The 24,888-nt window shown below is 47.9% G+C and carries 20 protein-coding genes; 18 read left to right on the forward strand and 2 right to left on the reverse strand.

Annotated elements, in window-relative coordinates; genetic code table 11:
* Positions 1-72 precede the first annotated feature (72 nt).
* From mnmE to rsmG, 3 genes are all read left to right on the forward strand, one after another.
* A complete protein-coding gene (mnmE, locus tag WMO41_RS11605) occupies positions 73-1,461 on the forward strand; it encodes a tRNA uridine-5-carboxymethylaminomethyl(34) synthesis GTPase MnmE (protein WP_349229881.1) in 1,389 nt (462 codons plus the stop codon).
* Positions 1,462-1,560: 99 nt separating this feature from the next.
* Positions 1,561-3,444 (forward strand): tRNA uridine-5-carboxymethylaminomethyl(34) synthesis enzyme MnmG, encoded by a 1,884-nt coding sequence (gene mnmG, locus WMO41_RS11610; protein ID WP_349229882.1) that lies wholly within the window; start codon positions 1,561-1,563, stop codon positions 3,442-3,444.
* 23 nt (positions 3,445-3,467) lie between these two features.
* Entirely contained in the window at positions 3,468-4,202 is a 735-nt protein-coding gene (gene rsmG / locus WMO41_RS11615) for a 16S rRNA (guanine(527)-N(7))-methyltransferase RsmG (protein ID WP_349229883.1), read from the forward strand.
* A 599-nt stretch (positions 4,203-4,801) separates the two neighbouring features.
* Here the strand turns inward: rsmG and WMO41_RS11620 are convergent.
* Together WMO41_RS11620 and WMO41_RS11625 are read right to left on the reverse strand one after the other, a co-directional pair.
* Entirely contained in the window at positions 4,802-5,167 is a 366-nt protein-coding gene (locus WMO41_RS11620; RefSeq protein ID WP_177292536.1) for a VOC family protein, read from the reverse strand.
* A 123-nt stretch (positions 5,168-5,290) separates the two neighbouring features.
* The gene (locus tag WMO41_RS11625; RefSeq protein WP_349229884.1) at positions 5,291-6,241 is read right to left on the reverse strand and encodes an alpha/beta hydrolase; all 951 of its coding nucleotides are present in this window, start codon (positions 6,239-6,241) and stop codon (positions 5,291-5,293) included.
* 490 nt (positions 6,242-6,731) lie between these two features.
* On the opposite strand from WMO41_RS11625, the gene WMO41_RS11630 reads away from it, so the two are divergent.
* The 15 genes from WMO41_RS11630 (at position 6,732) to WMO41_RS11700 (ending at position 24,859) form a co-directional block, all read left to right on the forward strand.
* Positions 6,732-7,499 (forward strand): ParA family protein, encoded by a 768-nt coding sequence (locus WMO41_RS11630; protein ID WP_349229910.1) that lies wholly within the window; start codon positions 6,732-6,734, stop codon positions 7,497-7,499.
* Positions 7,500-7,501: 2 nt separating this feature from the next.
* On the forward strand, positions 7,502-8,659 hold the full coding sequence (locus tag WMO41_RS11635) for a ParB/RepB/Spo0J family partition protein (protein WP_349229885.1): 1,158 nt from the start codon (positions 7,502-7,504) through the stop codon (positions 8,657-8,659).
* A gap of 30 nt (positions 8,660-8,689) precedes the next feature.
* The gene (locus WMO41_RS11640) at positions 8,690-9,211 is read left to right on the forward strand and encodes a DUF4446 family protein (RefSeq protein WP_177292540.1); all 522 of its coding nucleotides are present in this window, start codon (positions 8,690-8,692) and stop codon (positions 9,209-9,211) included.
* Between the two features lie 227 nt (positions 9,212-9,438).
* Entirely contained in the window at positions 9,439-12,051 is a 2,613-nt protein-coding gene (gene adhE / locus WMO41_RS11645; RefSeq protein ID WP_349229886.1) for a bifunctional acetaldehyde-CoA/alcohol dehydrogenase, read from the forward strand.
* Between the two features lie 197 nt (positions 12,052-12,248).
* A complete protein-coding gene (locus WMO41_RS11650) occupies positions 12,249-12,827 on the forward strand; it encodes a WHG domain-containing protein (protein ID WP_177292542.1) in 579 nt (192 codons plus the stop codon).
* A 1-nt stretch (position 12,828) separates the two neighbouring features.
* Complete coding sequence (locus WMO41_RS11655) at positions 12,829-14,238, forward strand: MATE family efflux transporter (protein WP_349229887.1); 1,410 nt, start codon at positions 12,829-12,831, stop codon at positions 14,236-14,238.
* A gap of 431 nt (positions 14,239-14,669) precedes the next feature.
* The gene (locus WMO41_RS11660; RefSeq protein WP_349229888.1) at positions 14,670-15,896 is read left to right on the forward strand and encodes an ABC transporter substrate-binding protein; all 1,227 of its coding nucleotides are present in this window, start codon (positions 14,670-14,672) and stop codon (positions 15,894-15,896) included.
* 84 nt (positions 15,897-15,980) lie between these two features.
* Entirely contained in the window at positions 15,981-16,859 is an 879-nt protein-coding gene (locus WMO41_RS11665) for a branched-chain amino acid ABC transporter permease (RefSeq protein ID WP_177292544.1), read from the forward strand.
* 29 nt (positions 16,860-16,888) lie between these two features.
* The gene (locus WMO41_RS11670; protein ID WP_349229889.1) at positions 16,889-17,914 is read left to right on the forward strand and encodes a branched-chain amino acid ABC transporter permease; all 1,026 of its coding nucleotides are present in this window, start codon (positions 16,889-16,891) and stop codon (positions 17,912-17,914) included.
* Positions 17,915-17,945: 31 nt separating this feature from the next.
* Positions 17,946-18,734, forward strand: coding sequence for an ATP-binding cassette domain-containing protein (locus WMO41_RS11675; protein ID WP_177292546.1), 789 nt, complete (start codon positions 17,946-17,948; stop codon positions 18,732-18,734).
* On the forward strand, positions 18,721-19,428 hold the full coding sequence (locus tag WMO41_RS11680; protein WP_494338458.1) for an ABC transporter ATP-binding protein: 708 nt from the start codon (positions 18,721-18,723) through the stop codon (positions 19,426-19,428). The genes WMO41_RS11675 and WMO41_RS11680 overlap by 14 nt, the downstream gene beginning before the upstream one ends.
* 27 nt (positions 19,429-19,455) lie before the next feature.
* A complete protein-coding gene (gene dhaK, locus WMO41_RS11685) occupies positions 19,456-20,445 on the forward strand; it encodes a dihydroxyacetone kinase subunit DhaK (protein ID WP_349229891.1) in 990 nt (329 codons plus the stop codon).
* Between the two features lie 15 nt (positions 20,446-20,460).
* Positions 20,461-21,111: a dihydroxyacetone kinase subunit DhaL gene (gene dhaL, locus WMO41_RS11690; protein WP_349229892.1), complete on the forward strand. Its 651-nt coding sequence runs from the start codon at positions 20,461-20,463 to the stop codon at positions 21,109-21,111.
* 24 nt (positions 21,112-21,135) lie between these two features.
* Positions 21,136-23,154: a uroporphyrinogen decarboxylase family protein gene (locus tag WMO41_RS11695; RefSeq protein WP_349229893.1), complete on the forward strand. Its 2,019-nt coding sequence runs from the start codon at positions 21,136-21,138 to the stop codon at positions 23,152-23,154.
* A gap of 79 nt (positions 23,155-23,233) precedes the next feature.
* Positions 23,234-24,859 carry a sigma 54-interacting transcriptional regulator gene (locus WMO41_RS11700; RefSeq protein WP_349229894.1) on the forward strand — a complete coding sequence of 542 codons (1,626 nt, stop codon included), beginning with the start codon at positions 23,234-23,236 and terminating at the stop codon, positions 24,857-24,859.
* The last annotated feature ends 29 nt before the right edge of the window (positions 24,860-24,888 follow it).

The raw sequence follows: 24,888 nt of genomic DNA on the forward strand, positions 1-24,888 counted from the left end.
AACGGGTGTCTGGTAGTGGTTTGACCACCACCTGACACCCGTTTTTGCTGTTAACAGGATGAAAGGGAAAACATGCTGAAAGACAGAAGTTCAGATACCATTGCGGCCATTGCAACGGCCATGAGCAGTTCCGGAATCGGAATCATCCGGGTGAGTGGAGACCAGGCGGTTTCCATTGTGAGCCGGATTTTTGCAGGAAAGAAGGCAAATTTTGATCTGAATACGGCACCATCCCACCGGATCTATTATGGAATGATCCATGACGGAGATGAGATGCTGGATGAGGTGCTGGTGATGCTGATGCGGGGACCGCACAGCTACACAGCGGAAGACACGGTGGAGATTGACTGCCACGGCGGTGTCCTGGTGATGAAAAAAATACTGGAAACAGTAATCAAATATGGAGCAAGACCGGCGGAGCCGGGAGAATTTACCAAACGGGCCTTTTTAAACGGACGGATCGATCTGTCCCAGGCAGAGGCCGTGATTGATGTGATCAACGCGCAGAATGACTATGCGGTGAAAAGTTCCGTGAGCCAGTTAAAGGGCTCTGTATCGAAAAAAGTGAAGGATTTACGGAAGCGGATTCTGTATCAGATCGCGTTTATTGAGTCGGCGTTAGACGATCCGGAGCATATTTCCCTGGATGGATATGAGGCGGAATTATCCGGAAAGCTGGATGATATGACCGGAGAGATGGAAAGGCTGGTACGCTCCGCGGACAGCGGAAGAGTGGTTTCTGAGGGAATTCGTACGGTAATCCTGGGTAAGCCGAATGCGGGAAAATCTTCTTTGATGAATGTACTTCTTGGCGAGGAGCGCGCCATTGTGACGGATATTGCCGGAACGACCCGGGATACGCTGGAAGAGCATATCCGCATGCATGGCATCAGTTTAAATATCATTGATACGGCCGGCATCCGGGAAACTGATGATGTGGTGGAGCAGATCGGTGTGAACCGGGCAAAGGTGGCAGCAGATGAGGCGGACCTGATCATTTATGTTGTGGATGGTTCCCGGGAGCTGGATGAGAATGATGCCCAGATCATGGACCTGATCCGTGACCGGAAGGCAGTAGTGCTGTTAAACAAGACAGATCTGGAAACGGTGATCAGCGAGGAACTTTTGCAGGAGAAGACCGGAAAGACGGTGATTTCCATTTCTGCAAAAGAGGAGACCGGTATTGACAAACTGGAGAAAACGATTCAGAATCTCTTTTATGAAGGAAGCATCGATTTTAATGATGAAGTCCTGATTACCAATGTGCGGCACAAGACAGCGCTTCAGAATGCGTTGAACAGCCTGTATATGGTAAAACAGAGTATTGAAAATCAGATGCCGGAGGATTTTCTGACCATTGACCTGATGGATGCGTACGAGCAGCTTGGAACAATCATTGGAGAAGCGGTGGAAGATGATCTGGTCAATGAGATTTTTGGAAAATTCTGTATGGGTAAATAGTATACAAAGGAATGCAAGGGTGCCAGGCTGTCTGGAAAGCATTACGCAGACAGTCTGGCTGTCGGAAAAAATTGCAGCAAAGCTGGAAGGAATAGAATTATGCCATATTTAGAAGAATCATATGATGTTGTAGTGGTCGGTGCCGGTCATGCAGGATGCGAGGCAGCACTGGCCTGCGCAAGACTGGGGCTGGAGACCATTGTGTTTACAGTGAGTGTCGACAGCATTGCCCTGATGCCCTGCAACCCGAATATCGGAGGAAGCTCCAAGGGCCATCTTGTTCGGGAACTGGACGCCCTGGGCGGCGAGATGGGAAAAAATATTGATAAGACCTTTATCCAGTCTAAAATGTTAAATGAGTCTAAGGGACCGGCGGTCCATTCCCTGCGTGCGCAGGCAGACAAGCAGGATTACAGCCGTCAGATGCGTCATACGCTGGAGAATACGGATCACCTGACGATCCGCCAGGCGGAGGTTTCTGAAATTATTGTGGAAGATCACAGGATTACCGGTGTGAAGACCTACTCCGGGGCAGTGTATCACGCAAAGGCTGTGGTACTGGCCACCGGAACGTACTTAAAGGCACGCTGCATCTACGGTGATGTCAGCAATGCCACCGGCCCGAATGGCCTGCAGCCGGCCAATCATCTGACGGATTCCCTGATCGCAAACGGAATTGAAATGTTCCGCTTCAAGACCGGAACTCCGGCCCGGGCAGACCGCCGCAGCATTGATTTCTCCAAGATGGAAGAGCAGTTTGGAGATAAGCGTGTAGTTCCGTTTTCCTTTTCTACGGATCCGGAGTCGGTGCAGAAGAAGCAGGTTTCCTGCTGGCTGACCTATACCAACGAGGAAACGCATCAGATCATCCGCGATAATCTGGACCGTTCCCCGCTGTTTTCCGGCGCGATTGAGGGAACCGGCCCGCGTTACTGCCCGTCCATTGAGGATAAGGTTGTAAAATTCCCGGATAAGACCCGCCATCAGGTATTTATTGAGCCGGAGGGACTTTACACGAACGAGATGTATCTGGGCGGCATGTCCAGCTCTCTGCCGGAGGATGTGCAGTATGCCATGTACCGCACCGTGCCGGGGCTGGAGCATGTGCGGATCGTGCGAAATGCTTACGCAATTGAGTATGACTGCATCAATGCAAGACAGTTAAAGCTGTCTCTGGAGTTTAAGGCCATCGAGGGACTGTTCAGCGGCGGCCAGTTTAACGGAAGCTCCGGTTATGAGGAGGCAGCGGTACAGGGCTTCATGGCAGGTGTAAACGCAGCTATGAAGGTACTGGGACGGGAACCGGTGATTCTGGACCGCTCTCAGGCGTATATCGGTGTTCTGATTGATGATCTGGTAACTAAGGAGAACCATGAACCCTACCGTATGATGACTTCCCGGGCAGAGTACCGCTTACTTCTGCGTCAGGACAACGCAGATCTGCGCCTGCGCGGAATCGGCCATGAGATTGGTCTGGTGGATGATGAGACCTATGCAAAAGTGCTTCAGAAGGAAAAAGATATCCAGGCAGAGGTAGAACGTCTGGAGAAGACCAATGTAGGTGCCAATCCGAAGACACAGGCGTTTCTGGAACGTCACGGAAGTACCGCGTTAAAGACGGGAGCAACCCTGGCAGAGCTGGTGCGTAGGCCAGAACTTGACTATTTTATGTTAACTGAAATTGATGAGAAACGGCCGGAGCTTTCTTATGATACAGCAGAACAGGTTAACATAAATATTAAATATGAAGGATACTTAAAGCGGCAGCAGCAGCAGGTGGCACAGTTTAAGAAGCTGGAGAAGAAGAAACTGGATCCGGATTTTGATTACAGTACGGTAAACAGCCTGCGGCGCGAGGCTGTGCAGAAGCTGAATCTGTACAAGCCGGCGTCCATTGGGCAGGCATCCCGTATTTCCGGTGTGTCCCCGGCTGATATTTCGGTGCTCCTGGTACATCTGGAGCAGATGCGGCATTCAAAATAAATATATTCCACATAGGAGGGATTATGGAACAGGTTTTTGTGGATAAGATGACGGAGGGAACCCGGGAGCTGGGGATTTCGTTGTCAGAACAGCAGATGGAGCAGTTTTACCACTACTATGAGTTGCTGGTGGAATGGAACAAGGTGATGAATCTGACCGGAATTACGGAACTGGAGGAAGTGGTAAGCAAGCACTTTATTGACAGTCTGGCTCTGGTAAAGGCAGTGCCGCTTCAGGATGGAAGAAAGATATCGGCAATCGATGTGGGAACCGGTGCAGGTTTTCCGGGACTTCCGTTAAAAATCGCATTTCCGAATCTGAAGATTACACTGCTGGATTCTCTGAATAAGCGAATTAAATTCTTAAACGAAGTGATCAGCCAGCTGGGACTTCAGAATGTGGAGACGATTCACGGAAGAGCAGAGGACTTTGGACGGGATGCAAAATACCGGGAGCAGTATGATTACTGTGTATCCCGTGCCGTGGCCAATGCGGCAACACTTTCTGAATACTGCCTGCCGTTTGTAAAGGTAGGGGGTGCGTTTGTTCCGTATAAATCCGGTAAAATCGACGAGGAACTGGAGCAGGGAACAAAGGCAATCGAGAGTCTTGGCGGAAGCATTGCGGATGTGATCCGCTTCGAACTGACCGGAGCTGAAGCAGAACGAAGCCTAGTGGTGATTGATAAGATTGTGAAAACGGCGAAAAAATATCCGAGAAAAGCAGGTGTGCCGTCGAAAGAACCGATCGGGAAGTAAATAGCAATTTAAAGGAATAGCTAATAAGGTCCGAAGTTCCGGGAACACCATACAGAAACGCAGCACTAAGTGGAATTTTGTACCTCGTGCGCTCCGCCGCCTATTGTCAAACCTGCGACCCAAACTCGCACGCCTTGCGTGCTCAGACAAGGGTCTCCGGTCTGACGCTATGCTCGCGTACGAGGAAAATTCCAATGTGCTGCTTATTCTTCATGGTGTTCCCGAAACTTCTACTTTACTGGCTATTCTACGATAATAATAAACGCAACAAGAACGGTACTGATGAAGCTTGAAGTATCTGGCTTTATCAGTACCGTTCCGATTGCGTTTTTACTTTTTGAGCAAAGTCAATACATGCTTGCAGCCACTATTCTTTTCCTGGCGGAGACAATAAAGTAGGGCGTGCGTGGAATTGGATTCTGGAATTTTCTGCATATCCAGGTGTTTGCATCTTGAGCACACGCGTCCGAATGTGGCGGATGTTAATCCGACACAAGCGAACTCGTGTCAGCGAAAGCAAGCAAACAACGGATATGTGAAAATGTAAGAATGCAATTCCTCGTACGCCCGGCCCTTTTATTGATTCCGTCCCCTGATTTTTATTTCGCGGGCACAATCTCAATCCAGTAGCCGTCCGGATCGGAGATGAAGTAGATTCCCATGGCTTTGTTTTCGTAGCAGATGACGCCCTGCTGTTTATGCTGCTCATATAGCTTTTCATATTCGTCGGTTACGAACGCAAGATGGAATTCACATTCGCCGAGATTGTATGGTTCAGTGCGGTCGCGGAGCCAGGTGAGCTCCAGAGTGAAATCACTGGTGCCGTCACCGAGATAGACCAGTTTAAAGGAACCATCAGCAGCCTCTTTTTCGCGGACCGGCTCCAGGTTCAGCGTATCTTTGTAGAATTTCAGGCTTTTCTCCAGGTTTAAAACGTTGAAATTAAAGTGATTGAACTGAATCATATGAAATGTCTCCTTTTCTTGGTAAAATAAAACCCATGTTTCACGTGAAACATCGTTGCATGGTAAAACAGCATAAATATAAAATGTTTCACGTGAAACATGAGTAAGAATTACAATGATCGTTTAACAAAAATATGTCTTTACAAGTTCTGCAATTTTTTCTGGCTGCTCCAGATGCGGAAGTCCCTTCGCCTTTGGAACAAGGACTATTTCGATAGAAGAGTTATAATCCTTATATTCATTTAAACGATCTTCTATATTTTCTACACAGGAACCACCAACGAGATAAATACTATTATCAATTTTCTTTAGTGCATTTACCAGATTACATTTGGTGTAGTTACAGCGGATGCTAGCAAATGTCGATTTTGGAGAAGCACCGAGATGGGCGGCTTCATAGCAGGCATCTATATAGCTGGATTTCACAGAATATGGATTGAAAAGTTTCTTTGTTACCAGTTCTTCTGTGATCATTTTTTTACTGCTTGCAATGTGATACAGGAGCGTTCCAATAATAGGAAGCTCAATCATGCACTTATACATTTTGGCAGTTTTGCCAGGAATGGAACTGAAGTCAAGCAGACTGAGTGGATTAATGGCCATGATCTGATCAAAGAGATCTGGATTATTGGCGCATGCCATCAGTGGGATGGAAGCTGCTTCGCCAGATGTAATAATGCTGGTCCGGTGTCCAATCTCGGATTTAATAAAGTCGGAGATCATCTGGACATACAGAAAATTCGTGTATGTCATGTTAGCTTTTTCGGAGCGGCCGAATCCAAGCAGATCAATGGTATAAATCGTATATTCGTTACGAAGAAGTGGAATTAGCTGTTTCCACTCATGACCAGAGGTCATGGTATCCAAATCATGAATGAGCAAAAGCGGTTTTCCGGTTCCTTCTTTTGTATAATAAACATTACCGAGACGCCATTTGAAACAGAGCGGTTCTGGTTCTGCCAGCAGATTTTTAGAAACGGCAGAGACCTGAATTGCTTTGTTGATAGCTGCCGTGGTGACAGCAGCGCCGGCAGAAAGAATAAGGAGCGTGAGTAATTTGTTTTTGGCTTTCATAGTACCTCCTTTTTTGCCTTGCAAAGACATATGTTTTGCATATGTTTAGTATAGGTAACTGTTCAGTAGGTCTGCGCATTCACTGCGCTGACCGTATGAAAACATGGGCTTGCAGGCAAAAATCCCATTGCCGAAGGCAATTTTTAATGGATTTTTGCCCGTAACTGTGAGGGTACTGAACAGTTACTAGTATAGTATTATTTCGTAAAAGATGCAAGAAAAATACAGAACCGGAATTATAATATGAAAAAGATGTTTCACGTGAAACATCGAAATTGCGCAAATAAAAATATGAAACAGGGATGCTAAAATAGATGTTTCACGTGAAACATGGAAAAAACACAAAAAAATGTATTTTTACCGATACATTTTAAGACAAAGAATAGGAAAAGCAAAAAAAGTGTGCTATACTAATTTCATTGCTAAAAATGAAATGATGTGACTGGGAGATACGGAACAGTTACAAAACAGAATGATAAAGGATGATACTATGGGAAGAATCATTGCAATTGCAAATCAGAAGGGTGGCGTGGGAAAAACCACGACAGCGATTAATTTATCTGCGTGTTTGGCAGAAGCGGGACAGAAGGTCCTGGCGGTGGATTTTGATCCGCAGGGAAATGCAACCAGCGGTCTGGGCTTTGAAAAAGGCTATATGGACAAGACGGTATATGAATTGTTAGTCGGGGAATGCACGTTGGAGGAATGTATTATTAAGGAGGTTCAGGAGAATCTGGATGTACTTCCTTCGGATGTAAATCTTGCAGGAGCGGAGATTGAGCTTCTGGATGTTCCAAACAAGGAATCGTTGCTCAGAACAGAACTGGAGAAGGTAGAGAACAATTATGACTATATTATCATTGACTGCCCGCCGTCCCTGAGCCTTTTGACAATCAACGCACTGACTGCAGCAAATACAGTATTAGTGCCAATTCAGTGTGAATACTATGCACTGGAAGGATTAAGCCAGATTTTACAGACCGTGGAACTGGTAAAGAAAAAACTGAATCCGCAGCTGCAACTGGAAGGCGTTGTCTTTACCATGTATGACGCGAGAACCAACTTGTCTCTGCAGGTGGTTGAAAATGTAAAAGCACATTTAAATAAGAATATTTACAAAACTATCATTCCAAGAAACGTAAGACTGGCAGAGGCACCAAGCCATGGTAAGCCGATCAATATTTATGATACACGTTCGACCGGAGCGGAGAGTTATCGGATGCTGGCAGCAGAAGTAATTAGCAGAGGGGAAGAATAGAGATGGCAGGAGCAAAAAGAGGATTAGGAAGAGGACTCGGCGCATTGTTTGGCGAGGATACCATAGAAGAAGTAATTGCGGAAGAAAAAGCAGCCGACAGAAAAATGGCAAATGGTGCCGATCGGATTGTTGAAAAAAACAGCGCAAGAACACAGAAAAAGAATGAGAAAAAATCTACAGAAAAATCCGACTCTGAGGTTGGAAAAGTAAAAAACACGGATTTGAATCAGAAGGCGCAGGAAAGCGAAAAGCAGATAACAGCAGAACCGCTGCGCAAAATCGAAAAAGTTTCTGAAAAAACCGAAGAAACCGTAAAATCTGCATCTTCATTCGCAGTAAAGCCGGAACAGGAAGAGCCGGCTCAGACCGAACTGGAACTGAAGGTTTCTGAAATCGAACCGAATCAGGATCAGCCGAGAAAAGCATTTGATCAGGAACAGCTGGAGGAACTGGCAGATTCTATTCGAAAATATGGTGTGTTACAGCCGCTTCTGGTTCAGAAAAAGGGCGAGAGCTACGAGATCATTGCCGGTGAGCGAAGATGGAGAGCCGCAAAACTGGCCGGATTGAAGACCATTCCGGTTGTAATCCGGGAGTACAGTCCACAGCAGGCCATGGAGATTGCGCTGATTGAGAATGTGCAGCGGGAAGATTTAAATCCAATTGAGGAGGCACGTGCTTATCAGCGCCTGATGCAGGAGTTTTCCTTAAAGCAGGAGGAAATTGCGGAACGGGTTTCCAAGAACCGTACCACCATTACCAACAGTATGCGTCTGTTAAATCTGGCTCCGGAGGTACAGCAGATGCTGGTAGAAGGACGCATTGCCAGCGGACATGCAAGAGCACTTCTGGCTGTGGCAGATCCATACCAGCAGCTGGAGCTGGCAAAGAAGGTTGAAGCGGAGCGCATGAGCGTCCGCGAGGTAGAAAAGGCAGTGAAGCTGCTGGGTAAAGAGAAAAAGGAAAAGAAAAAATCCCAGGTGGATGAAGCAGTTGAGCTGGTATTTCAGGACATGGAAAACCGGATGAAAACCGTTATGGGAACCAAGGTTAATATCAGCCGAAAGGATAAGTCCAAGGGTAAAATTGAAATTGAGTATTACTCCGAGGCAGAGCTGGAGCGTCTTGTAGAACTGATTGAATCTATCCAGCCGGTATAGTGAAAAACGGAAGGACAGGAATGTATTAATATGGAAGGAAGTATTTTAAATAATCTGGGGTTTGATCCGGTGTATCTGCTGATCGCATCGGCGGTTTTGACCCTGATTCTGTTGGTTGTGACGGTGTTGTGCCTGATTAACATGAGAAAGCTTTACCGCCGGTATGACCTCTTTATGCGGGGAAAAGACGCGGAAACCATGGAAAATATGATTGTGGATCAGATGAATGCCATCATTGATTTGCAGTCCCAGGACCGTTATAATAAGGATTCTATCCGTACGGCCAACAAAAACAGCCGTGCCGCATTCCAGAAAATTGGAATTGTGAAGTATAACGCGTTTAAAGGTATGGGTGGAAATTTGAGCTTTGCCCTGGCTATGCTGGATTATACCAACACTGGTTTTGTGCTGAATTCAGTTCATAGCCGGGAGGGGTGTTATCTGTACCTGAAGGATGTGGAGCGTGGCGAAACCGAGGTTCTGCTTGGTGCGGAAGAGAAGGAAGCTCTGGAGCAGGCACTTGGCTATAAGGAGAGAAAACCAGAGGCATAGGTAAATAAAGTGTAGTGAACAGGCAATAGCAGCAGAAGCATCTGACTGTTATTGCCTGTTTTTTGTATACAAAATATGTACAGAAAAAAGATCATAAAATAAGAATAAAAATATTGACAATTATTTAACGAGTGATATAATACTAACAGGTTCAATTGTTAAAGAAATATCAATAAAATCAAGAAGTTTATAAACCCCATTTAAAAACCGTTGGAGGATAAGAAAACATGGCAAAGAAAGAGATGACAGCAGTTCCGGAAATCATCGACAACGTAGAGGCACTGGAAAAAAAGATGGCCGCTATGCGTGAGGCACAGAAGGTATTTGCTACCTACACTCAGGAGCAGGTTGATAAGATTTTCCATGCAGCAGCAATTGCAGCAAACCAGATGCGTATTCCGTTAGCGAAAATGGCAGTGGAAGAGACTGGCATGGGCGTTGTAGAGGATAAAGTAATCAAGAACAACTACGCAGCAGAGCACATCCACAATGCATATAAGAATATGAAAACCTGTGGCGTGATTGAAGAAGATAAGGCATATGGTATCAAAAAGATCGCAGAGCCGATTGGCCTGGTTGCAGCCGTTATCCCGACTACCAACCCGACTTCCACAGCAATCTTCAAAACCCTGATCTGCTTAAAGACAAGAAACGCCATCATCATTTCCCCACATCCGCGTGCAAAAGCCTGCACCATCGCAGCCGCTAAGGTGGTTCTGGATGCAGCTGTAAAGGCTGGAGCACCGGAGGGCATCATCGGCTGGATCGATGTTCCGTCCCTGGAGCTGACCAACACCGTTATGAAGGACGCAGATATCATTCTGGCAACCGGTGGTCCAGGCATGGTAAAGGCAGCATATTCTTCCGGTAAACCGGCTCTGGGCGTAGGCGCAGGAAATACTCCGGCCATCATCGACGAGACCGCAGACATCAAGCTGGCTGTAAACTCCATCATCCATTCCAAGACCTTTGATAATGGTATGATCTGTGCATCTGAGCAGTCTGTAACGGTTCTCGCACCGGTTTATGAGGCAGTTAAGAAAGAGTTTACATACCGCGGCTGCTACTTCTTAAAACCGGATGAGATCGAGAAAGTAAGAAAGACAATCCTCATCAATGGTTCCCTGAACGCGAAGATTGTAGGCCAGAGCGCTTTCAAGATTGCGCAGATGGCTGGTGTTACCGTTCCGGAGGATACCAAGATCCTGATCGGTGAGGTTGAGTCTGTAGATATCAGTGAAGAGTTCGCACATGAGAAACTGTCTCCGGTTCTGGCAATGTATAAAGCCCAGAATTTTGATGAGGCCATCGCAAAAGCAGAGCGTCTGGTTGCGGATGGTGGTTACGGCCATACTTCTTCCCTCTATATCAATCTGAACGAGAAAGAGAAGATGGCAAAGCACGCAGCAGCCATGAAGACCTGCCGTATCCTCATCAATACTCCGTCTTCCCAGGGTGGTATCGGTGATCTGTACAACTTCAAACTGCTTCCGTCCCTGACACTGGGATGTGGCTCCTGGGGTGGCAACTCTGTTTCTGAGAACGTAGGCGTGAAACACCTGCTGAACATTAAGACTGTTGCTGAGAGGAGAGAAAACATGCTGTGGTTCCGCGCACCGGAGAAGGTATATTTTAAGAAAGGCTGCATGCCGGTAGCTTTAAGTGAGCTGAAAGATGTCATGGGCAAGAAGAGAGCATTCATCGTAACCGACTCCTTCCTGTACATGAATGGCTATACAAAACCGATTACCGATAAACTGGACGAGATGGGCATTGTTTACCAGTGCTTCTCCAACGTACAGCCGGATCCGACCCTGGCAAATGCCATTGAGGGTGCTAAGGCTATGACTGCGTTCCAGCCGGATGTCATCATCGCGCTGGGCGGTGGTTCTGCAATGGATGCAGGCAAGATCATGTGGGTAATGTACGAGCATCCGGAAGTAGATTTCCAGGGCATGGCAATGCGCTTCATCGATATCCGGAAACGTGTTTATACCTTCCCGAAGATGGGCGAGAAAGCTTACTTTGTAGCAATCCCGACTTCCTCCGGTACTGGTTCCGAGGTGACTCCGTTCGCGGTTATCACCGATCAGGAGACCGGCGTGAAGTATCCGCTGGCAGATTACCAGCTGCTTCCGAATATGTCCATCGTAGATACCGATAACATGATGAGCCAGCCGAAGGGCTTGACCAGCGCATCCGGTGTGGATGTTCTGACTCACGCACTGGAGGCATATGCTTCTGTTATGGCAACTGATTACACCGACGGCCTTGCATTAAAGGCTATGAAGAATGTATTCGAGTATCTGCCGACTGCATACAATGACGGCAGCAACGTAGAGGCAAGAAGCAAGATGGCTGACGCTTCCTGCATGGCTGGTATGGCATTCGCAAACGCATTCTTAGGTGTCTGCCACTCCATGGCCCACAAGCTTGGCGCATTCCATCATCTGCCACACGGTATCGCAAACGCGCTGCTGATTTCTCTGGTAGTAGAGTACAACTCTGCTGAGTGCCCGAGAAAGATGGGAACCTTCTCCCAGTACCAGTATCCGCACACCATGGCCCGCTACGCAGAGTGCGCACGCTTCGTAGGCATTCAGGCAAAGAATGATGAAGAAGCTGTGAAGAAGCTCATTGATAAGATCGAAGAGTTAAAAGCTGCAGTCGGCGTGAAGAAGACCATTGCTGAGTACGGTGTAGATGAGAAGTACTTCCTGGATACTCTGGATGCTATGGTAGAGCAGGCATTCGACGACCAGTGCACCGGCGCTAACCCGAGATACCCGCTTATGAGCGAGATTAAGGAAATGTACTTAAGAGCTTACTACGGAAAATAAAATACAGAAAAATGGGAACGCCCCGGATGCGATATAAAACGCGTCCGGGGCGTTTTTGTGTGCCAGGAAAAACAGGAGCCGAGAGAATTGCGTGAGCTGCGGAACATATGCCCCGAAGGATAATCAGATATTGACAAAACTAATAATATTAGTCTACAATAAAACTAATATTATTAGTTTGCGGGAGGGAACAAAATATGGCGCACAAAGGACTGAATCCGGACGCTGTGGTAAAGGCAGCGGCGGAGCTGATTGAAAAACAGGGCAGGGAAGCCTTTTCCATGCGGCTTCTGGCGGAGGACCTGGGGATAAAGACGGCATCGCTTTATAATCATGTGGATAATATGGAGACACTTTTGGCGGAGGTATGCCGGTATGGCCTGTGCCTTCAGAAAGAGGTGGAGATGCAGGCAATGGAAGGAGCGCATGGGGAAGATGCAGTGCGCCGGCTGGCAGACACATACCGCAGGTTTGCGAAGGAGCACAGGGAGCTGTACGGACTGATCATGAGCATGTCAGCAAAAAATCAGCAGGTGCGGGATGACGCTGCGGTTCTGTTTACAGATCCCTTAAAAAAGATGCTGGAAGAGTTTCATTTAAAGGAAGAGGAGAACATTCATTTCCGTCGGCTGTTCAGGGCCATTGTTCACGGGTTTGTGTCTCAGGAGGAGCAGGGATTCTTTTCCCACTATCCGGCATCGGTGGAGGACAGTTTTCATTTTGCGGTGCAGTGTTACATAGACAGCCTGAAGCAGGGAGAAAAGAGGTGCTCTTAACATGGGAAAAGGAAAAAATAACGAGGAACTGTTTCGCAGTATGCCGGTGGCCCAGGCCATCCTGACACTGGCTGTGCCAACTGTGGTGAGTCAGATCATTACCATCATTTACAATATGGCGGATACGTTTTTTATCGGCCAGCTGGGGGATCCGAAACAGGTGGCAGCAGCAACGCTGGCCATGCCGCTGTTTATGTTTATGACGGCACTCTCCAACCTGTTTGGTGTGGGCGGCGCCAGCCTGATCTCGCGTTTTCTGGGCGGGGGAGAGCAGGAAAAGGCATCGCGCTGCGGCGCATTCTGTATCTGGACAGCCGCAGCGGTTTCTGTTTTGTATGGCCTGATGGTTCTGGCTGGAAGACCAGTGCTTTTACCGGTTCTCGGAGCCAATGAGGAAACCTGTGACATGGCGTCTTCCTATTTATTCTGGACAATTGGTCTGGGCGCGCTGCCAACGGTCATGAATCCGGCGTTGGCTCATCTGATCCGGTCAGAAGGATATTCCAGGCAGGCAAGCTTTGGCGTGGCATTTGGCGGCATTCTGAACATGGTGCTGGATCCGCTGTTCATTTACGGACTGCATCTGCAGATCACCGGAGCGGCGGTTGCGACACTGATTTCCAACACCACGGCCATGTTCTATTTTCTGGCATTTATCTGGAAAATACGGGGTGTCAGCGTGCTGACGCTTTCCCCGGGAATGTATACGCTTGGGGAACACATTCCGGCGGAGGTCATCAGCGTAGGACTGCCAAGCTTCCTGATTTCCATGATGGGTACGGTTTCCAATACCGTGCTCAATCATATCATTGCCGGTTATTCCAGTGTGGCTGTAGCGGGAATGGGAATTGCAAAAAAACTCAATATGCTGGCGTTTGCCGTGGGACAGGGGATTACCCAGGGAACGCTGCCCCTCATCGGCTATAACTATACTTCCGGGAACAAAAAGCGCATGCTGGACGCGATCCGTGCCCTGTTTGTGTTCAGCCTTGGCGTGGCTTTGGCCATTGCGGTGCTTTTGTATACACAGGCTGCTGCCGTGAGCAGGCTGTTCATCGACAACAGTGAGACGGTAGCCTATGGCTGCCGGTTCCTGCGCATCATCTGTTCTGCCAGTCCCATGACGACCATGACGTTTTTTGCGCTGACCGTGTTTCAGGCCACCGGAAAAAAGAGACAGCCGATTATTCTTTCCATGCTGCGCAAGGGAACGGTGGATGTGCCGTTTATGATCCTGTTTAACCATGTATTCGGAATTCGCGGTGTGGCCTGGGCAACTCCCGTGGCCGAAGTAACATCATTAATGGTTGCTGCGGCAATGGTCATTACGTACATCCGGAAACTGGCCCGGGAACCGGAATGGAAAGGGCCGGTTTCGGAAACAAAAACCTGTAAATTGGTAGGTAAATAGAAAGACAATAATTTACTCCTCGAATTCTTGACAGAAAAAAATAAATGATGTATAAAATATACAACGATGAATTTTGATTTGTCTGACATAATTGAAAACTGCAGCGAGGAGACAATGCCGTCATGCTTCTGGAAACGGGAGCATGGCGGTTTTTTTCATAATGACAGGACAGGAGGAACATTCATTGAAGAATAGCCGCTTTCATTTACGGACCCATGATCCACCATGTCTCAAAATGAGACAAACATAGGAAAGAACCTTGTGAGAATGTAATAAATTATGCAAATAAAACAAATGAAAACCGTACAGAAACCACGAAGCCAAACAAGATGCACAAACAACGTTGACATTATTGATGTAAAATTGTAAAATTAAAACATCGAAAATGAAAATTTGGACAACAAGATCCATAAAATAAGGAGGAACAAAGTATGAAGAAAAGAAATCTCGCAGTTTCACTGACACTCGCGGCAGCTATGGCACTTACAACAGCCTGCTCCGGCGGTTCTCAGAGCAGCAGCACTCCGGATACCACTGCAGCACAGAAGGAAGAGGCAGCAGCTGACACATCCGCAGCAGAGGGCGCAAGCAGTGATCTGGACACTTCCAATCCAATTACCATTGCGGTAGCAGCACCGATGACCGGCGATAACTCTGAGTACGGTATCGGCTTCGCCAACGCAGCAAAGTTAATGGCAGAGAAGTGGAACGAGGACGGCGGATGCCTTGGCAGAGAAGTAAAAATCGTTGAGTACGACGACAAGAACACTTCCGAGGAAGCAACCACCATCGCACAGAAGATCGTATCCGACAAAGACAACATTGCCGGCGTGATCGGACATTTCGCTTCCGGCGTATGTATGACAGCAGCTCCGATTTATCAGGAGAATGGCGTTATTGAGATTTCCCCGTCTTCCTCTCACCCGGATTATTCTTCCATCGGTGACTACATCTTCAGAAATAACACCGTTATTTCCAAAGAGGGCGGCGCAAGTGTAGATATCGCAGTCAATGACCTTGGCAAGAAGAAAATCGGCATCATCTCCATCATGACTGACTGGGGAACCAACACCTCCAAGATCATCAACGACATCATCAGTGGCATGAGTGATCAGGGCGTTTCCGTAGTAGCTCACGAGGAAGTTATGGAAGGTTCTGATGACTACTCCGCAGCAATTGCAAAACTGAACGACGCTGGCGCAGAGGCAGTTATCTGCTGTGGTATGTACAACCTGGTAGCACCGGTTGCAAAACAGTACAAACAGGTTAACCCGGATGTCTCCATCATCGCGTTCTCCAACGCTTACAGCCAGCAGCTCCTGGAGCTGGGCGGAAGCGCAGTAAACGGCGTATGCTTCCCGGTTATCTTCTTCGCAGATTCTGATGATCCTGAGATTCAGGCATATGTAAAACAGTACACCGATGTTTATGGAGCTGCACCGTCTGCACTGACCTCTCAGGCATACGATTCCGTAGGCATGCTGCTTACCGCAATCGAAAATGCAGGTACCACCGAGTCTGATAAAGTAAAAGATGAGCTTTACAAAGTTGATTATCCGGGCGTTACCGGTCAGACCAAGTTTGACTCCAACGGTGATGTAGATAAGGAATTCGTAAAAGTAACCATCGAAGATGGTAAGTTCGTGAAAATGAAATAAACAAAAGCGACAATCCATGTAAGTACATCTAAGGGAGCAGGAAAGCGTGCTTTCCTGCTCCCTGTATCATTGAAAGGAGCCAAAATGCTTGCTCAACAGGTTTTTAATGGTTTAGCCCTGGGAATGGGATATGCGTTAATAGCAGTAGGCTATTCGCTCGTATTCGGAATCCTTCGACTGGTCAATTTCTCACATGGTTCCATTTATGCTTTCGGAGCAGAAATCGCAATGGTATTCATTGTCAGCATGAAATTCGGCATTGTACCGGGGATTCTCTTAAGTATGTTAGTAACAGGCGCGCTGGGAATCATGATCGATAAGATCGCGTTGGAACCGCTTCGTAAAAAAGGTTCACCGCCTATCGCGTCCCTGATCACCACCATCGGTATTTCCAATATCATCACCAACCTTCTGATCGTTTTCATTGGTTCTGAGAAAAGAAACTTCCCGAACATTTTCGGCTACGGCATGGTAAAACTGGGCGGGATCTCTATCACCATGACTCAGACCATGATGTGTGTGGTTTCTGTCGTGCTGATGCTCATTCTGGTATTCATTGTATTTAAGACCAAGATCGGCCTGGCAATGAGAGCCAGCCAGCAGAACGCAAAGGCAGCAAAGATGATGGGAATCGATGTAAACTTTGTTATCAGCTTTACATTCTTCCTGGCAGGTGTGTCTGCAACCCTTGCAGGCGCTCTGGTCGGCGGTTACTATGAGATCGTTTACCCGAACATGGGATTCATGGCAGGTTTAAAGGCATTCGCGGCTGCGGTTCTTGGCGGTATCGGAAGTCTGCCGGGCGCAATCCTGGGCGGTCTGATCATCGGTGTTTCCGAGTGTATGGCAGTTACCTTCTTCGGTTCTACCTACCGCGATTCTGTAGCGTTTATCATTTTGATCCTGGTGCTGATCATTCGTCCGAACGGCCTGTTTGGTAAGAAGGGCATCACCAAGGTATAAGACACAGTGACGAAACTTGGAGGATAAAGATGAAAAAAAATAATAGTACACTGCTTTCTTCGTTCGAACAGTTTACAGCGAAGAACGCAAAGATCCTTTGGGGAGTTCTGGCTGTTCTTCTTATTGCGCTGCCGTTTGTGGTAAAGAACCAGTATTTTCTGACGGTAGTCGCAAAAATCGGATGCTACGCGATTCTGGGTCTCGGCCTTAACATCCTGACCGGTTATACCGGCCTGGTATCCCTGGGCCATGCGGGATTTGTCGCAATCGGCGCGTATACGGCATCACTCCTGGCCGTAACGCTTGGCTGGTCCTTTTTCCCGGCTATGCTGGCAGGCATGCTGGTGGCAGCAGTCATCGGTGTATTAGTCGGACTGCCGACCTTACGTGTAACCGGAACTTACCTTTCTATCATCACCCTGGGATTTGGTGAGATCGTCAAGATGATACTGATGAACTGGCAGAGCGTGACCAACGGTACTCTGGGCGTCAAAAATATCCCGAAGCCGCAGATTTTTGGAATCAAGCTGACCGTGGCAAACAACGGAATGTATTTTCTGATCCTGATCCTGATCGTGCTGATCTCCCTGTTCTGTAAGTCCCTCATCCAGTCCAAGACCGGAAGAGCACTCCGGGCAATCAAGACCGATGAGATGGCCAGCACCATGATGGGAATCAACATCACAGGCTACAAGATCCTGGCGTTTGTCATTTCCGCTATGATCTGCGCACTGGGCGGAGCGCTGTATTCCTCCCTGATCGGTTATATCGATCCGAATACATTCAACTTCGATGTTTCAACCCTGATTTTAAGTATCGTTATTTTAGGCGGAATGGGTACCCTCAGAGGCATGTATGTAGGCGCAATTGTGCTGGTTGCTTTCCCGGAGGTATCAAGAAGCCTTATGAAATACCGCTTCGTTCTTTATGGAGTAATCTTAGTCCTGATGATGCGTTTCCGTCCGGAAGGACTGCTGGGCTGGAAATCTTCTTTACCTTACAAATTATCAAAGAAGGTTCAGGCAAAGTTAAGCGGCGAAGAAGCAAACGCATAAAAAGAACGAACTGGCAACGGATGGAGGCACAATGGCTAGAGAAGATTTGTTATTAGAGGTCAACGGAATAACGAAAAGATTTGGCGGTATTGTTGCGGTAGAGAACGTCAGCTTCAAGGTTCATGAGGGCGAGGTCATCAGTATCATCGGACCAAACGGAGCAGGTAAGACTACAGTATTCAACATGCTGACCGGTGTTTATAAGGTTGATGAGGGGACGATCAGGTTCAAGGGTGAAGAAATCCAGAGCATGAACCCCAGAGATATTGTAAAAAAGGGTATTTCCAGAACATTCCAGAACATCCGGCTTTTCTCGGATATGCGGGTCATTGAGAACGTGCTTGTGGGCGCGCATATCAAAACAAAGTACGATTTCTTTTCTTCTATTTTCAGAACAAAGAAATTTAAGGACGAGGAAGATGAAATCACCTACAATGCGCTGAAGGTTCTGCAGGAAGTAGGGCTTTATGACAGAAGAGATGATTACGCTTCCAACCTGCCTTATGGTGACCAGCGAAAGCTGGAGATCGCGCGCGCGATTGCTACCGGCGCAAAGCTGATTCTGCTGGATGAGCCGGCAGCCGGAATGAATCCACAGGAATCCCATGAGCTGATGGAATTTATCCGGCTCCTTAAGAAACAGGGCTATACCGTTTTGATGATCGAGCACGATATGAGCGTGGTTATGAATATTTCAGACCGCATCTACGTAATCGACCATGGCAAACCGATCGCGGAAGGACTTCCGGAAGAGATCGCAAAGAATCAGAAGGTTATCGACGTATATCTGGGAGGTTCGAATAATGCTGCTAAAGATTGAGGATCTGCATACTAATTACGGCGCGATCCATGCCCTGAAGGGAATCAGCCTGGAAGTAAATGAGGGCGAGATCGTCTGCCTCATTGGCAGTAACGGCGCCGGAAAAACAACGCTTGTGAATTCTATCGTTGGCATCGTGAAATCGAGCAGCGGTAAGATCACATTTGACGGAAAAGATATCACGCATGTACCTGCGCATGCAATGACAAAAGCAGGAATCGGCATTTCTCCTGAGGGACGTGAGGTGTTCCCGGAGCTTACCGTAGAAGAAAACCTGCGTATTGGCGCGTTCATCGTAAAAGACCAGAATCAGATTAAGGAATCTTATGAGAGGGTTTACGCATTATTCCCGCGTCTGAAAGAGCGTACCACGCAGTTGGCCGGTACCTTATCCGGCGGCGAGCAGCAGATGCTGGCCGTAGGAAGGGCACTGATGTCAAACCCGAAGATGATCCTGCTTGACGAGCCGTCCCTGGGACTTGCTCCGAACTTTGTAGAGATGATCTTCGGCATGATCGAAAAGATCAACAAACAGGGGGTTACGGTTCTTCTGATCGAGCAGAACGCGAATATGGCGCTTCAGGTTTCCCAGAGAGCCTATGTACTGGAGAATGGTCTCGTAAGTATGTCTGGCAAGGCCAGCGACATTGCAAACGATCCGATGGTAAAGAAAGCTTATCTCGGTATGGCATAAGGCAAAAACTATGAAAGGATGTATGTTATGAAAAAGATTATCAACAATCCGACTGATGTAGTAAGTGAGGCACTGATGGGCATGCAGGCAGCTTATCCGGATAAGCTGGTTTACACACCAAAGATGGAGGTCATCAGCAGAAAAGAGAAAAAGACCGATAAGGTTGCAGTCATCTCCGGCGGTGGCGCAGGCCATGAGCCGCTGCACGCAGGCTTTGTAGGAAAGGGCATGCTGGATGCTGCTATTTCCGGAAACGTATTCTCTTCCCCGAGCCCGGACCGTATCGGAAGTGCTATTGAGCAGGTTTCCTGCGGCAAAGGCGTACTGATGGTAATCAAGAACTATTCCGGTGATATCATGAACTTTGGCCTTTCCGCAGACCTCGCAGAGATGGATGACATCGAGGTTGCCCAGGTTGTCGTAAAAGATGATGTCGCAGTTCCGGACAGAGAAGAGGGAACCGGCAGAAGAGGTATTGCGGGAACTGTTTTCGTACACAAGATCGCAGGCGCGAAGGCAGAGCAGGGCGCAAGCCTGGCTGAGGTAAAAGCGGCAGCAGAGAAGGCAATCAGCAACATCCGCACCATGGGCGTTGCCATGACTCCTTGTATCCTTCCGGCAGTCGGCAAACCTGGTTTCCAGATTGCGGACGATGAGATTGAGATCGGCATGGGAATCCATGGTGAAAAGGGTATTGAGACCACCAAGATCAAGACCGCAAAAGAGATCGCAGAGATCCTGGTAGGCCGCATTCTGGACGATTACGATTATTCCGGCAGCGAAGTTGCGGTTTTAGTAAACGGACTTGGCGGAACTCCTCTGATGGAGCTTTACATCCTGAACATGGAAGTACAGAAAATCCTGGAGGAGAAGGGCATTAAGGCATACCGCACCTTCGTAGGCAACTACTGCACCTCCATTGACATGACCGGTGCATCGGTTACCCTGATGAAACTGGATGATGAACTGAAAGAACTGCTGGATGCTCCGTGTGACACCCCGGCACTGAAGATCTGAGGGAGGGAATAAGAGATGAGCTTTACTTTAACCGCAAAGGATTACGCAGAATATATCAAACTGGCATACGACCTGATCCATTCCAAAGGTGATTACATCACCGAGCTGGATAGTGTTACCGGTGACGGAGACCATTGGACCAACATCAACATGGGTTTTGAGAATCTGGTAAAGAACATCGACCGTCTGGAAGTTATGGGACTTTCTGATGAGTTCAAGGAAATCGGCAAGATCATGATGTCTGTCATCGGCGGTTCCTCCGGCGTACTGTACGGCAGCGCTTACATTGCAGCCGCAAAGGTATTAAAGGAGAAAGATGTTCTTCATGACGCTGACCTGTGCGCGGTCCTGAAAGCAATGCTGGATGCCATTGTCGCAAGAGGACAGGCAAAGGAAGGCTACAAGACCATGATCGATTCCCTGGCACCGGCCGTTAAGAAATACGAGGAGTGCCTGGCAAACGGAACCCCGACTGCAGAGTTATGCGAGCAGGTAAAGAAGGCCGCAGAGGACGGCGCCGAGAATACCAAGAACATGGAAGCAATCCGGGGCCGCGCGAGCTATCAGGCAAACCGCGGACTGGGCCATCTGGACCCGGGCGCAGTTACCATGTCCTACCAGATCGCTACCCTGATGGATTACGCAGCAGGAAAGATCACTGAATAATAAAAGTAAGGAGTCACAGTATATATGAGCGAGAATAGAAGGCAGCTTCTGAAAGATGCCATGGACAATAAAGAGACATACCGGATCCCGATGGGATTCTGGCATCACTTTGTACTTGGAAAGGACCAGTTCCAGGGACTGGAGCGTCCGGAGCTCTTAGACAAGATCGTAGAAGGCCACAAACGCTATTTTGAGACCATCGAGCCGGATATGATGAAGCTTATGAATGAGGGCTTCATGGGTTACCCGCCGGTTATGAACAACAACCTGGAGACCGCGGAAGATCTTCTTGCCATCAAGAGCATCGGCCCGGATCATCCGTGGATCACGGAGCAGGTGAAGCATGTGCGCCGCCTGGTAGACCTGTTTGGCGATAAGGTCATGACATTCTACAATGTGTTCGCGCCGCTGCAGGTTATTCGTATCCGTCTGGACTTTTATGACCTGAAATATGACCGCTTTGTATATCTTGCAGAGCATTTCCCGGAGGAGCTTCACAAGGCCGGCATGGAGATTCAGAAGGATCTGGAGATCCTGGTAACAAAGCTTCTGACCGAGACAAAGCTGGACGGCATTTACTACTGCGTACAGAATGTACAGAGCAGCATGTATGACCGTGAAACCTATGACCGCCTGATCCGCCCGACGGAGATTGGCGTTCTGGAGACCGCAAATAAGCTGAGTGATTACAATATTCTCCATATCTGCGGATACGCGCATCACAAAAACAACTTAAGCTGGTATCAGGATTACGAGGCAAAGGCTTACAACTGGGCAACTTTCACAGAGGGCGTTACCATTGAGGAAGGCCGCAAGCTGTTCCCGGGTAAATGCGTACTGGGCGGCTTTGATAATAACCCACAGACCCTGATCGACAGCGGAAGCGAAGAGGAAGTCTGCAAGTTTGTGGACCAGCTCATTAAGGAAAACGGACACCGCGGCTACATCATGGGCGCTGACTGTTCCATTCCGAACAACATCAATGACGGAAGAATCCACTGGATTTCCAGACAGGTGAAAGAGAAGGAGAATTGTATGAAAGACGATAGAAAAGCGGTAATTGACGCATTTTTAAATAACGAGACTGAGGAGAGAGTACCGGTTGCCTTCTGGCATCATTTCGTATCTTTCCATAACCACTACAGCGGAGCAGATCCGGAAATCTACAACACCGTAGTTGCTGAACAGAAAAAGTACATCGACGAGGTAAAGCCGGATTTCTTAAAGATCATGTCCGATGGTTTCTTCGGTCATCCGTCTGTATGCCGCAAGACCATCACTTCTGTTGAGGATCTGGACAAGGTAGAGTCCGTTGGACCGGATCATCCGTGGATTACCAAGCAGGTTGAGTATGTGAAAGAGATCTGCGAGCATGCCGGTGATGATGTATACAAATACTACAACATCTTCTCCCCGCTCCAGTACATCAGACTTCGTTTCGAGGAGTACGATGAGGACTTCAAGAAATTCGTAAGACTGTTCCACGAGAGCCCGGAGGTTATGGAGAAGGCTGCAAGATGCATCGCAGAGGATACCAAGATCCTGGTTAAGAAGCTGTTTGAGGAGACTTCCATCGACGGCATTTACTACAGCGTACAGTGCGTACAGGATAAGATGCTGACCCACGCAGGCCACAAGAAACTGGTAGAGCCGCTGGATCTGGATGTATTAAATTACATCAATGAGTTTTCCAATAAGACTATCCTTCATATCTGCGGATACGGAAAATATACCAACAACTTAAGCTGGTACAAAGATTATCCGGTAGCAGCTTACAACTGGGCTGTATATTCTGAGGGCATCACCCTTGGCGAAGGCAAGAAGATCCTTGGCGACAAGCCGGTAATCGGTGGCTTCGACAACGCAGAGGGAAGCATCCTCTATACCGGAACTGAGGAAGAGTTAAGAGCTGAGATTAAGAAGATTCTCGATGAGGCAGGTACAAAGGGCGTTGCAATCGGCGCTGACTGCACCATCTCTTCTGACATTGCTCCGGAGAGATTAGAGCTGATCCGCAAGATCGCGGCTGAGTATACAAAATAACAGGATGAGGTCCTTGGGAAGGTCCGGAAAAGCCGTGCAGGTGCTTTTCCGGACCTTTCTGCATGATGTGGGGTGTGTTATGAAGTATAAGGGTGAGTTAAAGACAGAATTTAATGATTTCGCGCGGGCTATCTCAGATGTCCTGGAAACCGATGTTATTATCACGGATGCGGACATGAATGTGATCGGCAGTGCGTTCCAGTATTTTTCCCTGTATCAGGATATTAAAATCGGCTCGCTGATGGCGGAAGTATTTTATGATAATCAGGACGTCCTGCTGGAGCATAAGCGGGACAAGGAAAGCTGCAGGCAGTGTCCGGAATATCTTGTCTGTAAGATGGAATCCTTTGTGGGTGTGCCGATCCGCCTGGACCACCGGACCATAGGTGTGATTGCCCTGATTTTACCAAAGGACAGAGGAAAAGCCTTGTTTAAAAAAATCAATTCTACGGTCACATTTATGCACAGCATGGCCGATTTGATTGCTTCCAAGATTACGGACAGCCAGTATTCACGGATTATAGAAGAAAAAAATGATGAATTAAAAGGAATCCTGAATGCCAATGATACGGCGCTGGTTTACACCGATTTTTATGGAAATATCCTGTTTGCCAACGAGTCCTTCCGAAAGCTGTTCTGGATCACGGAGCCGCTTCTCGGAAAACGAATCCAGGAATTGTTTCCTTATGAGGCCATTCAGGAGACGTTTCGCACACAGGAGCGGAAGAACAGAATGATGAAAGCCGCCATTGAGCGGAATCATTTTTACGGCATCATCAACATCAAGCCAATCTATGAGCATGAACACGGTGCTTCTATGCTGTTTACCTTCCGCAAATACAGCGAAATCCAGAAGGAATCCGTACAGTTTACGAACGGGAGCTACATTACCTTTGATTTTCTGGAGGATATCTGCGATATGGAGTTGTTAAAACGGGCCAGAACTTATGCACGGGAGAACCGCAATATCATTCTGGTGAATACCGATGATGCGGAGATCAATGAGCTGGTGGCGAAGGCGATCCACAATGAATCCAGCCGGAAGCTGAAGGATATTCTGATCATGCACAGCTCCAGCATTTATCAGGATTATCTGTGTGAATATCTGTTTGGCGAGGACGGGCTGCTGAAAAATATCCATGACGGGACTATCATCATCAATTACCCGGAGCGGATGCAGATCTACTACCAGGAGCGTCTGGCAGAGGTGATCGAGAATCGGAAAAAACAGAGAGACCTGGAGCCGGTACGGATCGTTTTCTGCACGGATCAGGATCTGGAGGAGCGGTGTCAGGCCGGACTGTTCAGCCAGAGGTTGTATGACATCATGCAGGGGCAGAGCCTGCGTCCGGCCCATACGGTTCACACAGACCGGGAACTTTTTCTGCGCTATACGGAAAATATGCTGGATTACTATTGCCGCATTTACAAAAAGAGCAGGACGGCAGCAACCATAGCGCCTGCGGATTATGAGTGGCTGATGAGGATGGAAATTAACGAACTGAATATCCAGTTGGAAATGGCGGTGCTGCATGATGGATATGTGCATGCAGCAACAGAACTTCCGGACATTTCCTCCAGGGCGTACGAGCTGAAACAAATACGGGAGCTGCTGGATGCAGGAAAGACCCAGAAGGAAATCTGCAGCAGGCTCTCTATTTCCCGCAGTACCTTGAACCGCAGAATTGCGGAATTGAGAAAATAAGGTTACTGTTTGCGCAACGCGTGAACAGC

The sequence above is a fragment of the Ventrimonas faecis genome (assembly GCF_040096075.1).
In the GTDB taxonomy this organism is placed as follows: domain Bacteria; phylum Bacillota; class Clostridia; order Lachnospirales; family Lachnospiraceae; genus Brotaphodocola; species Brotaphodocola faecis.